The sequence below is a fragment of the Kribbella antibiotica genome (assembly GCF_004349055.1).
Lineage (GTDB): Bacteria > Actinomycetota > Actinomycetes > Propionibacteriales > Kribbellaceae > Kribbella > Kribbella antibiotica.
The window spans coordinates 63,046-76,965 of record NZ_SMKX01000030.1 but is presented as its reverse complement, the minus strand read 5'-3'; the positions used below and the strand labels follow the sequence as shown (position 1 = coordinate 76,965).

Genomic DNA, 13,920 nt, shown 5'->3' with positions numbered 1-13,920 from the left:
CCCCCAGCCGTTGACCCACCCGGCGACCGCGTCACGTCCCAAGGATTCCGGGTGTACTCGGACCCGTTCCATCCATACGACTGGGAACCCGGTCCCGGCCGCGCTCGCGTCGCCGTACCGATCGGGATGGCACCTGCCGCCAGCAACCGCTCCAGAATCGGCGACTCCGGCGGCGTCCGAGCCTTCACCAAAAACGGCACCCCAGCCAGCACTCCCTCCGGGTCAACCTCCCTCGCAAGCCGAAGCGCCCGGTCGCCGTCCAGCTCCTCCAGAAAATGCAGCACCGGATCCAACCGCCGAGCCGCGTCGAGCGCCTCCTCGACCACCTCGACAGCAGTCAGCGAACCCGCTCGAACCCCCGCCGCAATCGCCTCCGCAGTCAGCACGCCGTCACTCTAATCAGCCGCGCCGACATGTACCGATCAACGGGTAGTGGTCACCCGCGGGCCGGGCTCGCCCCGCCTGCGATCACCCCGCGAAGCATCCGCACGACCACCACTACCCGTCCGTCGGTACGCCGGTGCCCGGTGAACCCAGTCGGGCCCGCCTGCACGGTGAACCCACTCGCGGAGCACGCACGGTGAACCCACTCGCGGGGCCGACACCCGGTGGGTTCACTCGGCGAGGTGAACGCCCACTGGGTTCACTCGCATCACCGAAACCCCCGCGAGTGAACCCACTGGGCCGCCGCCACTGAACCCACTGTGCCGCGGCGGATCGAGTGTGCGGAATTTGTCGCCAGAAAACGTTTGCCGGCAGCAAGGTCCGCACACTCGTGCTCAGGGAACTGACTGAACCCAGTCGCGGGCATCGGGCGGAAGCGCATCCTGGTTTCGCCGGCGCGGCTCTGCGCGAGTGAACCCACTGGGCGAATGGGGGTTGCGCGAGTGAACCCAGTGGGCGGGCATGAGTGATTCCGCTCGGAGGCGGGTGCTCGGTCATCATGGCGAAGCGCGACCGGAGAGTGCCGATGTCTGCGCAGGCATGGGTCCAGTCTGCCTGGCCGCGTACCGATGAACGGGTAGAGGTGTGCGGGCGGCCGAACCCCGCCGCCTGCGGCCGCCGCGCGGACCGCCCGATGCCCGACCACTACCCGTCCGTCGGTACGGGTTCAGCAGCGCACCGACGTGAGGTGGTCCAGCAGCAGCGAGGTCGTGGCCTCGGGCGCTTGCTCCGGAATGTTGTGCCCGATGCCGGGGAGGTTCTCCAGCCGGTAACGGCCGGTGACCCAGTTCTTGGTCGCCGCGATTCCCGACGGTGCGACCGCTGGGTCCTTGTCGCTGGCGATGAACAGCGTCGGCACCGTGACCGGCTGCTCGTAGCCGGTGAAATCGTTGGCCCGGTACCAGTTCAGGACCGAGGTCAAGGCACCCGGCTGGGACAGCCGCTCGTAATACTTCAGGCACTTCTCCGGCGGAACTCCGGGCAGCTTGGGTGGCCCGCCGGCGAGGATTCTGTCCTCCGTGATCGGCGCAGGCTTCCGGAAGTCCGCCATGTACTCGGAGGCCTTCTGCTGCGCAGGATCGGTCCGCAGCGCCTCGGCGAAAGCACCGAGATGCGGGACGGAGACCGCGGTCAGCGACCGCACGCGCCGGGAGTACTTCGCCGCGGCAACCCACGCCACCGCAGCACCCCAGTCGTGCCCGACCAGGTCGAACCTTCCCCAGCCCAGCGAGTTGGCAATCGCGCGCACGTCCGCGACTGTGTGGTCCAGCTGGTAGTCCTCGATCCGGAGCGGCCGGACACCCGGCGAGTAGCCGCGCTGGTCCGGAGCAACCGCCCGATATCCGGCCGCGGCGAGCCCGAGCAGCTGATGCTCCCACTCGATGCCGAGTTCCGGAAAGCCGTGCAGCAACAGCACTTTCCGGCCGTTGCGCGGACCGGCGGCGACTGCGTCGAAGGTCCCGGCGCGCGTGGGGATCCGCAGCGGCGTCAGCCGGGGCGATCCGGTCGCCTGGGCCGTGCCTGCGACACCGAGAGTCGTCATACCGGCAGCTGCGGCAGTGAGTTTGAGGAAGGACCTGCGGGAGGCCGAAATGGTCATGTGTTGAGTCTGTCGGCCGGCTCGGAGGCAGGCCATCGGCGTGCCTCCCCGTTGCGGGTGGGTCTAGCCCCCGTGACAGCGGGCCAGACCCACGCGTCGTCAGCGGGTCAGCGCGTAGACCGCGATGGCGGCGAAGTCGTCGGCCGGCTCGGAGGCCTGCCAGGAGCGGACGTCGTCGACGTAGCGCGAACCGCGGCCGGTGAAGTCGGCGTACTGATCGACGCCGTTGGCCGGGCAAGGATTCATGCCGTCGAGGTGGTCACCGAGGCCTTCGTCGAAGAGGCCTGCTGAGTTAGGCCCGTTGACCACGGCACCGACGACCTGGCGGCCGGTGATGTTGCCGATCTGGTGGTGCGGGCAGCGGCTGGGGTTGGTACCGACGCCGACCATGAAGGAGACGCCCCAGGCGTTGGCGCCGAAGGCCCAGTCGAGTTGCTGCGCGCCGAAGGTGTCATAGCGACGGTCCCCGGTGACCTTGCGATAGAGACGCGCGGTCGCCGCCAGACCGAAGGTGTGCGGTACGGCGTCAAAGTTGTCGTACTGCGCACCGGCCCGGAAGGGATCCTTCGCCGCCCGCGCGGTCCCGATCGCCAGCTGGGCCCGCAGATCGCCAGTCAGCTTGGCGACCAGCGCCCGGTCGGAACGCGCCGCGCGGATCAGGTCCGCGTGCGCCAGCGCACTCACGTCGTACAGGTTCAGCGTGTCGCCACCGGCCTCGTGCTGCAGGTACTGATCAGCCCAGTACGACGCCTGTCGCACCCACCCGGATGCGCGGCGATCGCCCAACCGCTGCGCCGCCAACGCCAACTCAGTCGCACCCAACTCGAGGTCATCACGCCACGCGGACTCCGGGTAGAACGCGAACGGCAACGACGTCACCAGCTGGCCCACCCCGGTGGTCTTGGCCTGCGCGAAGATCTGCGCAGCGGTCTCCAGGTGCTTGCGCGCCAACTTCCGATCGGTGCGCGCCTCGACCTGCGCGGCCAGGGCGAAGGCTGCGGCGGTGCGACCGGCGAGGTTCGGGCTGATGAGCTTGCCCGGCGCTGCTGCGCGGAAGACCGGCCGGTTGCGCAGGTGACGCTCAGCCGGCGAGGTCAGGTGGTCATCAGCCTCGGGCAGGCGCCAGATGTCGTGGTCACCGACGAAGGTGCCTTCGGCGTTCCCGGTCCCGACGCCGACCTGGATGTAGAGGGTCTTCGACTTCTCGTCCCACATCTTGTCGAGCCACTTCAGCCCGTGCCGAGCTTCGTTGGTGACCTGGCGATCCGGCCGATGGGCATCCCGAGCCGATGCCCACAGCAACGTTTCCGAGTACGCCGCGATATGCGTGAACTTGAGGTAGTCACCGGCGTCGTACCAACCGCCTTCCACATCCACCCGGCCACCGGTCCGCCGAAGCTCCCCCACCGTCTGATCCGTGTCCGGGTCGACGAACGTCGGCGTCTCATACACCTGCGCAGAACGATCCGTCAGGTGCGCAGGCTTCCGCCCAAGCGACCCCGGTACGACGTTCGCTCCGTCGCGCTGCTCGGTGAAGAACGTCACCGCCTTGTCCTTCGCCGAGGTCGCCAGCGCATCCCCGTTCGCCCGGACGACGAACGTCGGCGAGGTCGCCACCCCCGGCACCTCGACGCGATACGTCCCTGGCACCCACACCCGGGACAGATCCAGCGCCGAGACGTGCTTGTACTTCGCGTTCCATTCCCCCAGCTCAGTGCCGACCTTTCCGGTCAGCACCCGCCGGCCACGACTGTCGATGACCTGGAACGACTTGCCGGCCACGACGCCCTGGCTCAGCACGTACGCCGACTTTCCGTCGAAGGCGCCGTACCCGAGCTGATTGACCCGGACCGCGCCTCCCATCGCAGCCTCGACGGGACCGACGAGCCCCATCACGAGCCCCGCCGCCACCACAACCGACCCCACCCTGCGTAACGCCTTCACCGCAACCTCCTCGGACAACAGTTAGGAAAGTTTCCTGTTGATCCGGGAAAAAGTACAGGGGTCAGGGACGCGCAGGCACTCCTTGGGCGAACAAGTAGACCGGCTCCGCCTCGGGCTCGGTCGACGGATGGTCGACAAAGTCCTCCAAGACCTCCTGCAACCGATCACGAAGCTCAGCCATCCGCTCCGGCGTCAGCCGCAGCCACACGTCGACCGACATCGCCGACTCGTCCCACGCGGCGCCGTACTCCGCGCGACGGGCGACCCAGTCGCGAACCTTGCCGGCGCGGTAGGTGACATTGCTCTCTTCGGCCACCCCACCGATCAGGTCAGCGCCAGGCTCGCCTTCCTCGAGCTTCCACGAGTACGACGACCAGGCGCTCTTCCACCAGCGCTCGCGCTTGTCCTTCGCGAGCTCGGGGACCTCCTCGATCACCCCGGCCGTCGCCAGCACCTTCAGGTGGTGGCTGATATTGCCGACCATCTCTCCCGTCCGCGCCGAGAGGATCGAGACGGTGGACGGCCCTTCGACCGCCAGGAGGTCCAGCAGGCGGCGTCGTAGCGGATGATCCACGGCCTGGACGCGCGAGGCTCCGGCCGACCGGGTCTGTTTCGGGGACATGCGCTCCAGGGTAGTTAGACAAGATTACTTGTACAAGTCCCATTGCCTGCACGATTTCAGGCGTGGAACAATTCCCACCAGACTGGTGGAGATATCCATATCGTGAGATCGCGTCTCGCGATGCAGGATGTAGGGTTGATTTGTCAGCCGTTCCCGCTGACTCTTGTGAACATGCTTGCTGCCCGCTCCACTCACCTCGTAGGTCGGATTCATGTCGACCTCGGGCGGATGCGCAGCGCCATCTGTTGTCCTTCGATCTTCTGACAGCCACCCTGCCGGGCCCACTTCAGGCCCCCTGATCTTCCCGATCACCGCTGGGTGCGCACCGCGCAGACGCATCGAACCGACGACGTTTCGATCCCCCCTGCGGCGGACGCACCTGTCACAAGGACAAGGACACCTGCCGGATGACTGGCGTCACCTCCCCTCCTGCCAAGGCCCCCCGCCCCCGTAAGGGCAAGGGCGAAGGCCAGTGGGCGCTCGGCTACCGCGAGCCGCTGAACAAGAACGAGGAGAACAAGAAGAACGACGACGGCCTGAACGTCCGGGCCCGGATCGAGAACATCTACGCCCACCGTGGCTTCGACTCGATCGACCCGGCCGACCTGCGCGGCCGCTTCCGCTGGTGGGGGCTCTACACCCAGCGCAAGCCCGGGATCGACGGTGGCAAGACCGCGACGCTCGAGCCCGAAGAGCTCGACGACAAGTACTTCATGCTCCGGGTCCGGATCGAGGGCGGCCAGCTCAGCACCGAGCAGCTCCGCGTGATCGCCGAGATCTCCACCACCTACGCCCGCGACACCGCCGACATCACCGACCGGCAGAACATCCAGCTGCACTGGATCCGGGTCGAGGACGTCCCCGCGATCTGGAACAAGCTCGAAGCGGTCGGCCTCTACACGACCGAGGCCTGCGGTGACGTCCCGCGCGTCATCATCTCCTCGCCCGTCGCCGGGATCGCCGCCGACGAGATCATCGACCCGACACCGGCCATCGACGACATCGTCGAGAAGTACATCGGTACGACGGAGTTCTCGAACCTGCCGCGCAAGTTCAAGACCGCGATGACCGGCCACCCGTCGCACGACGTCGTACCGGAGGTGAACGACATCGCGTTCGTCGGTGTCGTGCACCCCGAGCACGGCCCGGGCTTCGACGTCTGGGTCGGCGGCGGGCTGTCGACCAACCCGATGCTCGCGCAGCGGCTCGGCGCCTGGGTCCCGCTCGACGAGGTGCACGAGGCCTGGTGGGGTATCTGCAGCATCTACCGCGACTACGGCTACCGCCGGCTGCGGACGCGGGCCCGGATCAAGTTCCTGGTCGCCGACTGGGGCGTTGAAAAATTCCGTGAAATTCTCGAAGAGAAGTACCTCAAGCGGAAGCTGATCGACGGCCCCGCGCCGGAGATCCCCGCCGTCCAGGGTGACCACGTCGGCGTCCACAAGCAGAAGGACGGCAAGTACTTCGTCGGCGTCGCGCCGGTCGTCGGCCGGGTGTCCGGCGAGAAGCTGGCCCAGGTCGCGGACGTCGTCGCGGCGCACGGATCGAACCGGATCCGGACCACCGCGCAGCAGAAGTTCATCGTGCTCGACGTCGAGGAGTCGAAGGTCGAGTCGCTGGTGACGGAGCTGGCCGCCCTCGGCTTCCAGGCCCGGCCCTCGGCGTGGCGGCGCAACACGATGGCCTGCACCGGCATCGAGTTCTGCAAGCTCGCGATCGTCGAGACCAAGGCCCGCGCGGCCCAGCTGATCGACGACCTCGAGGAGCGGATCCCCGACCTCGACGTACCGATCACCGTGAACGTGAACGGCTGCCCGAACTCCTGCGCCCGGATCCAGGTCGCCGACATCGGTCTCAAGGGCCAGCTGGTCCTCGATGCCGACGGCAACCAAGTACCCGGTTACCAGGTGCACCTCGGCGGCGGGCTCGGCCTCGACGCCGGCTTCGGCCGCAAGCTGCGCGGTCACAAGGTCACGTCCGACGACCTGACCGACTACGTCGAGCGCGTCACCCAGAACTACCTGAAAGAGCGCACTGAGGGCGAGCGATTCGCCCAGTGGGCAACCCGTGCGGACCAGGAGGCGTTGACATGAGCGAACGTGCTGCCCCTCTCTATTGCCCGTACTGCGGGGACGAGGACCTTCGTCCATCGGAGGAAGGGCACGGCGCCTGGGAGTGCCGGCCGTGTGCACGGGTGTTTTCGCTCAAGATGATCGGGTTGCGGGTGAACGTCGAATGAGTACAGACCTGAAGGCGATCGCCGAGGAGGCGAACGAACGCCTGGGCGATGCCACGCCGCAGGAGGTGCTGGCGTGGGCCCGCGAGACGTTCGGTGACGACCTGGTGGTGACCGCGTCGATGGCCGATGGCGCGCTCCCCCACCTGGCGGCCGAGGCGGCTCCCGGCGTCGACGTGCTGTTCCTCGACACCGGCTACCACTTCGTCGAGACGATCGGCACCCGGGACGCGGTCGCGTCAATGCTGCCGATCAACCTGATCAACGGCACGCCGCTGCAGACCGTCGCGGAGCAGGACGCCGAGTACGGCGAGAAGCTGTACGAGCGTCGTCCGGACCAGTGCTGCGCGCTGCGCAAGGTCGAGCCACTGAACCGGCACCTGTCGCACTACAAGGCCTGGGTCACCGGCATCCGCCGCGAGGAGGCGCCGACCCGCGCCAACACGCAACTGGTCGAGTACGACGAGAAGCGCGACATGGTGAAGCTGAACCCGATCGCCCCGTGGACCCAGGACGATCTGGACGCCTACATCAGCGACAACGGCGTACTGGTCAACCTGCTCCAGTACGACGGCTATCCGTCGATCGGCTGCGAGCCGTGCACCCAGCAAGTCGCACCCGGCGAAGACCCCCGCTCCGGACGCTGGTCCGGTACGGGCAAGGTCGAATGCGGGCTACACACATGAGCGAGCGCAGCGAGCGAACAAAAAGCACAGTCGCCCCGGCGGTCATGCCGGAGCCGAGCGCCAGCGAGGCGCAGAAATGACCGCCACATTGGAGACTCCCCTGACCACGCACACGGTGACCGAGCTGGACGCACTCGAGAGCGAGTCCATCTTTGTCTTCCGTGAGGTCGCGGCGGAGTTCGAGCGGCCGGTCATCCTGTTCTCGGGCGGCAAAGACTCCATCGTGATGCTGCACCTGGCCCGCAAGGCGTTCGCGCCGGCCGGGGTGCCGTTCACGCTGCTGCACGTCGACACCGGACACAACTTCACCGAGGTCCTCGACTACCGCGACAACACCGTGGCCCAACTGGGTCTGCGGCTCGAGGTCGCTCGCGTTGAGGACTACCTGGCCGACGGCCGGCTGCGGGAGCGCTCCGACGGCACCCGCAACCAGCTCCAGACCGTTCCGTTGCTCGACGCAATCAACGAGCACCGCTTCGACGCGGTGTTCGGCGGCGGCCGGCGCGACGAGGAGCGGGCCCGCGCCAAGGAGCGGATCTTCAGCCTGCGCGACGAGTTCGGCCAGTGGGATCCGCGCAACCAGCGGCCCGAGCTGTGGTCGCTCTACAACGGCAAGCACAAGCCGGGTGAGCACGTCCGGGTGTTCCCGCTGTCCAACTGGACCGAGCTGGACATCTGGAACTACATCGCCCGCGAGAACATCCCGCTGCCGAGCATCTACTACGCCCACGAGCGCGACGTGTTCGAGCGCGACGGCATGCTGCTTGCCGTCGGCCCCTACTCCCAGCCGCGCGACGGCGAGACCGTTGCCCCGCGCATCGTTCGCTACCGCACCGTCGGCGACATGTCCTGCACCGGCGCCGTCGCCTCCACCGCGGCGAACCCGGCCGACGTCGTCATCGAGGTCGCGGCCAGCACCATCACCGAACGCGGCGCCACCCGCGCCGACGACCGGGCCAGCGAGGCCGCCATGGAAGACCGCAAGCGAGAGGGGTACTTCTGATGAGCACCCCCATCCAACGCCAGCTGCTCCGACTGGCAACAGCTGGATCGGTCGACGACGGCAAGTCCACACTGGTCGGCCGGTTGCTACACGACTGCAAGGCGATCCTCGCCGACCAGATCGCGCACGTGAAGACGGTCTCCGAAGCACGCGGCGGCGACTTCGACTTCGCACTACTCACCGACGGCCTACGGGCCGAACGCGAGCAGGGCATCACGATCGACGTCGCCTACCGGTACTTCGCGACCGACAAGCGCTCGTTCATCCTGGCCGACTGCCCCGGACACGTGCAGTACACGCGCAACACCGTCACCGGCGCCTCGACCGCGGATGTCGTCATCATCCTCGTCGACGCCAGGCACGGCGTACTGGAGCAGACCCGGCGGCACCTCGCCGTCGTCGGCCTGCTCCGGGTCCCGCACGTCGTCCTCGCGGTCAACAAGATCGACCTGGTCAACTACGACGAGGCCGTCTACACCGGCATCGCCAAAGAGGTCGGGCAGCTCGCCGACCAGCTCGGCATCGCCGACCTCAAGACCATCCCGGTCTCCGCGCTCGTCGGCGACAACATCGTCGAGCGCTCCGAGAACACACCCTGGTACGACGGTCCGGCGCTGCTCGAGGTCCTCGAGACCGCGACCGGCCGCTCCGACATCTCGGGTCGCGCCCTGCGGTTCCCGGTCCAGTACGTGATCCGCCCGCAGACCGACGACGAGTACCGCGACTACCGCGGCTACTCCGGGACCGTTGCCTCCGGCACCGTTTCGGTCGGCGACGACGTCATCGTCCTTCCGGCAGGCCGCCGTACGACGGTCTCCGGCATCGACCGCGCGGTCGTCACCGCGACCGCGACCGCAGTCGCCGAGCGGCCGAACGCGGTCGCCGGTGAAGCAGTCACCGTCCGGCTCGCCGACAACATCGACGTCGCCCGCGGCTCGGTCATCGTCGCGGCCGGCTCCTCCCCCGGCACCCGCCGGGAACTGTCCGCCACCGTGGCTTGGCTGTCGGAACGCCCCCTGACCGTGGGCGCCCGGCTGCTCATCAAGCACACCACCACAACGGCCCAGGCGATCGTCACCAAGATCACTGGGGTGCTCGACCTGGACACACTCGGCGTCATCGATGCCGCCGGGCTCGACCTGAACGACATCGGCAAGGTGCAGCTCAAAATCGCTGCCCCCCTTGCTGCCGACCCGTACTCCAGTAACACCATCACTGGATCCTTCCTGCTGATCGACGCCCACGACGGATGGACGCTGGCGGCAGGCATGATCGACGACGAAGAAGGGGAACTGCTGTGACTGCTCCAGCTCTCGTGATCCTCGCCCACGGCAGCCGCGACCCGCGGTCGGCTGCCACGGTCCACTCACTCGTGAAGTGCCTGCGCGAGATGCGTGCCGACCTGCGGATCGAAGCCTCCTTCCTCGACCACTGCCCGCCCACGCCGTACCAGGTGATCGGCAAGCTCGCCGCCGAGGGCGTGGAAGAGATCGTCGTCCTGCCGCTGCTGCTGTCGTCCGCGTTCCACGCGCGGATCGACGTACCGGCCGTCATCGACGAGGCGCGCAACCGGTTCCCGAACCTGCAGATCATCGCCTCCGACGTGCTCGGGTACGACGACTCGCTGCTCGACGTCCTGGACCGGCGGATGCGCGCCGAACTCAAGGACGGCCGGGTGCGTGAGCTCGACGCACTCGTGCTCGCCGCCGCCGGTTCCAGCGATGCGCAGGCCAACGCCAGCGTGACCCGCCTCGCCCGCCTGTGGGGTCAGCGGCACAAGCTGCCGGTCACCGCCGCGTTCGTCTGCGCCGCAACGCCGTCGCCGGCCGAGGCCGTCCTGCAGTACCGGCTCGAGGGCCGCCGGCACGTTGCCGTCGGTTCGCTGTTCCTCGCACCCGGCGTCCTGCCGGATCGCGCGGAGTCGACGTCCCGCAAGGCCGGCGCGGTCGCGGTCTCCCGGCCGCTCGGCGTCAGCGCCGAGGTCGCCCGCCTGGTCCTCCTCCGGTACGGCGTCGCTGGCCTCGACCTGCTCACGCTGGCCCCGGCCTCGCGCCCGATGCTGGTGCAGTCCGCGTAGTACTGGCCCTTCCGGAGCTACGGTTTCGCGCAACAGCGGAGCCGTAGCTTCCGGAGGTTCCCTCTCGGGTGGGTCAGCCCACCGGATTGTGGGTGGGCTAATCGCATGCAGTGGGCACACCCACCAGCGGGTGGGTCAGCCCATCAAATTGGGGTGCCCGCTGGGGAGCTCTGCTGGTCGATTCTGGTGCGTGCCGCTCCGAGGGACGCTTAAGTCCCGGCGAGGCGCTCTTTCTCTTTGGCGACGTCGAAGTCGGCGGCCGGCCACTGCGGGTCGAGGCCCTTCAACGTCTCCAGCAGCAGGGTGGTGACGGCCCAGTTGCGGTACCACTTGCGGTCGCTGGGAATCACGTACCAGGGCGCCTGCTCGGTGTTACAGCGCTCCAGGGCTGCGTGATAAGCCTCGGTGTAGTCCGGCCAGAGCTGGCGCTCGTCGACATCGCCCGGGTTGTACTTCCAGTGCTTGGTCGGGTTGTCGAGACGCTCTTCGAGCCGCACCTTCTGCTCGTCGGCCGAGATGTGCAGGAAGCACTTGAGGACGGTGACACCGCTCTCGGCGAGCTCGGCCTCGAAGTCGTTGATCTGGTCGTAGCGCTTCTCCCACACGGTGGGTGTGACCAGGTTGCGGACGCGAGCGATCAGCACATCTTCGTAGTGCGAGCGGTCGAAGATCCCGATCATCCCGTGCGACGGGACAGCCTGCCGGATCCGCCAGAGGAACCCGCGGCGCTTCTCGGCCGGCGTCGGCGCCTTGAACGACGTGATCTTCAGGCCCTGCGGGTCCATCAGCCCGGCACCGTGGCGGATCACGCCACCCTTACCGGACGTGTCCATCCCCTGCAGCACCAGCAGCACACTGCGCTCGCCGCCCTTGCGGCCCTCGGCGAACAGCCGCTCCTGCCAGTCCGGCACCTCAGCACCGAGGGTCTCCAGCGCGGCCTTGCCGTCATCCTTCGCACCGACGAATCCCGTGGTCGCCCGCGGGTCGTAGGTCGTCAGGTCCACCGGGCCTGCCGGGACACGCAACTGCTCAAGCAGCCCCCCGGCCTCCGCTGCCTTCTGCTTCTTCTGCTTCGCCATCCGCCCATCCTGCCCTAAGACTCGGCCGATCCCGTGGAGCTACGACGACGCCACAGCACGATCTCGATCACCACGGCCGCCACTACACACAGCGCCACGACACCGACGCCCCAGAAAAACCCACCGAGCGCGCCGAGACAGTCGGTGTTGTCAGCACCCGCACACTTCGTCCGGTCGTAGTACTCAACGCCGGCGAGGAACGCGACGTACGCCAGGATCGCCGCACCGGCCAGGTAGCCGACCACGCGCAGCAGCACCTTCATGAGGTGCGCGCCAAGGCGATCAGCCGGGACAAAGCTCTGAGGTACTTCTTCCGGTAGCCGCCCTTGAGCATTGCGGCGGAGAACAACTGATCGAGCGGTACGCCGCTTGCCAGCAACGGCAGGTCGCGGTCGTACATGCGGTCGGCGAGCACCACCATCCGCAACGCGACGTTCTCGTCGTCCAGGGGACGGAGGTCGGTGATCCCGACCGCCGCAACGCCGTCGAGCAGAGCGCCGTACCGGCTGGGATGCAGCTCGGCCAAGTGACGATGCAGGTCGACGAAGTGGTCGCAGGAGGTCGCCGGCCGCTCGGCTGCGGTCTGCTCGACCTGGTCATCGGTCCACGGATCGGGCGCGACCGGGAGCCCGCGATGGCGGTAGTCGGGGCCGTCGATCCGCCGTACGTCGAAGTTCGCGGCCAGCGCCTGGATCTCGCGGAGGAAGTCGAGCGCCTGGAAGCGGCCCTCCCCCAGTTTGTCGGGCAGCGTGTTCGAGGTCGCGGCGAGTTGGACGCCGGCGGCAACCAGTTGGGCGAGCAGCCGGCTGATCAGCATCGTGTCGCCGGGGTCGTCGAGCTCGAACTCGTCGATACAGATCAGCCGGTACGACGACAGTGCTTCGACGGCTTGGCGGAGTCCAAGCGCACCCACGAGGTTGGTGAGCTCGACGAACGTGCAGTACATCTTCGGGCCGGCGGACTCGTGCCACAGCGAGGCGAGCAGGTGGGTCTTACCAACGCCGAACGCGCCGTCGAGATAAATGCCGGGTTTGCCGAGGTCCGGCGTTCGGCCGCGGAGCTTCGACCACAGTGTCGGTGTTTGCCGGGGCTGGGCGAGGATCTTGGCGCGGTCGACCAGGACGGCGAGCGCTTCGGACTGCGATACCTCAGCCGGGTTCGGCCGGTAGGTCGCGAAGCGGGCCTCCGCGAACCGCGGCGGCGGCACACATTCGGAGAGCAGCCGATCCGAGCTGACCTCCGGCCACCGCTCACTCAGCCGAATCACCATGCGGCCAACCCTAGTCGTAGGGTCGGCGGTATGGATTTACGACCGCTCGGCAACACCGGACTGACCGTCTCCTCCGTCTGTGCCGGAGGTAGCGGCCTGGGCAGCATGCCGGACGTCTTCGGGTACGACGTCCCCGTGCGGCAGGCGGTCGACGTCGTCCTGCGGATCTTCGACAGCCCGCTCACCTGGATCGACACCTCGAACGGCTACAGCGACGGCGAGAGCGAGCGCCGCATCGGCCAGGCCATCCGCGAGTACGGCGGTCTGCCGGAGGGGTTCCTGGTCGCGACGAAGGTCGATGCGCTGGGTGCCGACTACTCGGGCCCGCGGGTCCGTGCGAGCGTTGCCGAGAGCAAGGAACGACTCGGCCTCGACGACCTGCCGCTGGTCTACCTGCACGACCCGGAGTTCCACGACTTCGAGTCCATGCGCGAAGCCGTCGACACGTTGCTGCAGCTCCGCGCCGATGGCGAGATCGGCCACGTCGGCCTGGCTGGTGGGAGCCCGACCGAGCTCACCCGCTACCTCGACCTCGGCGGCTTCGAGGTGCTGCTCGTCCACAACCGTTGGAGCCTGGTCGACCACTCAGCCGGAACACTGATCGAGCGCGCGCGCTCTGACGGTCTTGGCGTCGTCAACGCGGCCGTTTACGGCGGGGGCATCCTCGCCAACCCACAGGGCGCCACGAAGTACGGCTACCGGGACGCACCTCCCGCCGTACTGCGGGCTGTCGCCGGGATGGACGCGGCGTGCCGGGAGTACGGGATCGACCTCGCCACGGCGGCGCTGCGGCACTCGGTCGACACTCCTGCGATCACGGGCACGGTGGTTGGGATCACCAAGCCTGCCCGGGTCGACGCCCTCAGTACGGCGCTCGACGCGGAACTGCCCGCCGAGCTCGTCGACCGGCTGGATGAGTTGCGACCGGACCCGCAGTACTGGCTTGACCTCAAGTGAAG

At 68.0% G+C, this 13,920-nt stretch carries 12 protein-coding genes and 1 pseudogene; 6 read left to right on the top strand and 7 right to left on the bottom strand.

Annotated elements, in window-relative coordinates; all coding sequences use genetic code 11:
- From E1263_RS13365 to E1263_RS13350, 4 genes and pseudogenes are all read right to left on the bottom strand, one after another.
- Positions 1-386: pseudogene (locus tag E1263_RS13365) on the bottom strand (hypothetical protein); the annotation flags it as partial.
- A 725-nt stretch (positions 387-1,111) separates the two neighbouring features.
- A complete protein-coding gene (locus tag E1263_RS13360) occupies positions 1,112-2,044 on the bottom strand; it encodes an alpha/beta fold hydrolase (RefSeq protein WP_202868861.1) in 933 nt (310 codons plus the stop codon).
- 99 nt (positions 2,045-2,143) lie between these two features.
- Positions 2,144-3,988: a glycoside hydrolase family 9 protein gene (locus tag E1263_RS13355; RefSeq protein WP_202868860.1), complete on the bottom strand. Its 1,845-nt coding sequence runs from the start codon at positions 3,986-3,988 to the stop codon at positions 2,144-2,146.
- 61 nt (positions 3,989-4,049) lie between these two features.
- Positions 4,050-4,610, bottom strand: coding sequence for a winged helix-turn-helix domain-containing protein (locus tag E1263_RS13350; protein ID WP_132167582.1), 561 nt, complete (start codon positions 4,608-4,610; stop codon positions 4,050-4,052).
- 407 nt (positions 4,611-5,017) lie between these two features.
- On the opposite strand from E1263_RS13350, the gene E1263_RS13345 reads away from it, so the two are divergent.
- The 5 genes from E1263_RS13345 to E1263_RS13325 all read left to right on the top strand — a co-directional run bounded on the left by E1263_RS13345 (position 5,018) and on the right by E1263_RS13325 (position 10,612).
- Complete coding sequence (locus E1263_RS13345; protein ID WP_132167581.1) at positions 5,018-6,703, top strand: nitrite/sulfite reductase; 1,686 nt, start codon at positions 5,018-5,020, stop codon at positions 6,701-6,703.
- 142 nt (positions 6,704-6,845) lie between these two features.
- Positions 6,846-7,532: a phosphoadenylyl-sulfate reductase gene (locus tag E1263_RS13340; RefSeq protein WP_132167580.1), complete on the top strand. Its 687-nt coding sequence runs from the start codon at positions 6,846-6,848 to the stop codon at positions 7,530-7,532.
- Between the two features lie 76 nt (positions 7,533-7,608).
- Complete coding sequence (gene cysD / locus E1263_RS13335) at positions 7,609-8,535, top strand: sulfate adenylyltransferase subunit CysD (protein ID WP_132167579.1); 927 nt, start codon at positions 7,609-7,611, stop codon at positions 8,533-8,535.
- Entirely contained in the window at positions 8,535-9,836 is a 1,302-nt protein-coding gene (locus tag E1263_RS13330) for a sulfate adenylyltransferase subunit 1 (protein WP_132167578.1), read from the top strand. The genes cysD and E1263_RS13330 overlap by 1 nt, the downstream gene beginning before the upstream one ends.
- Positions 9,833-10,612, top strand: coding sequence for a sirohydrochlorin chelatase (locus E1263_RS13325; protein ID WP_132167577.1), 780 nt, complete (start codon positions 9,833-9,835; stop codon positions 10,610-10,612). Before E1263_RS13330 ends, E1263_RS13325 begins: the two co-directional genes overlap by 4 nt.
- A 209-nt stretch (positions 10,613-10,821) precedes the next feature.
- On the opposite strand, the gene E1263_RS13320 is transcribed toward E1263_RS13325, so the two are convergent.
- The 3 genes from E1263_RS13320 to zapE are packed head-to-tail and all read right to left on the bottom strand — an operon-like array spanning position 10,822 to position 12,961.
- Complete coding sequence (locus tag E1263_RS13320) at positions 10,822-11,691, bottom strand: PPK2 family polyphosphate kinase (protein WP_132167576.1); 870 nt, start codon at positions 11,689-11,691, stop codon at positions 10,822-10,824.
- A 14-nt stretch (positions 11,692-11,705) separates the two neighbouring features.
- Positions 11,706-11,954 (bottom strand): hypothetical protein, encoded by a 249-nt coding sequence (locus tag E1263_RS13315; RefSeq protein WP_132167575.1) that lies wholly within the window; start codon positions 11,952-11,954, stop codon positions 11,706-11,708.
- Positions 11,951-12,961, bottom strand: coding sequence for a cell division protein ZapE (zapE, locus tag E1263_RS13310; RefSeq protein ID WP_132167574.1), 1,011 nt, complete (start codon positions 12,959-12,961; stop codon positions 11,951-11,953). The genes E1263_RS13315 and zapE overlap by 4 nt, the downstream gene beginning before the upstream one ends.
- A 30-nt stretch (positions 12,962-12,991) precedes the next feature.
- Here zapE and E1263_RS13305 point away from each other — a divergent pair, with 30 nt between their 5' ends.
- Entirely contained in the window at positions 12,992-13,918 is a 927-nt protein-coding gene (locus E1263_RS13305) for an aldo/keto reductase (RefSeq protein ID WP_132167573.1), read from the top strand.
- Positions 13,919-13,920: the final 2 nt, after the last annotated feature.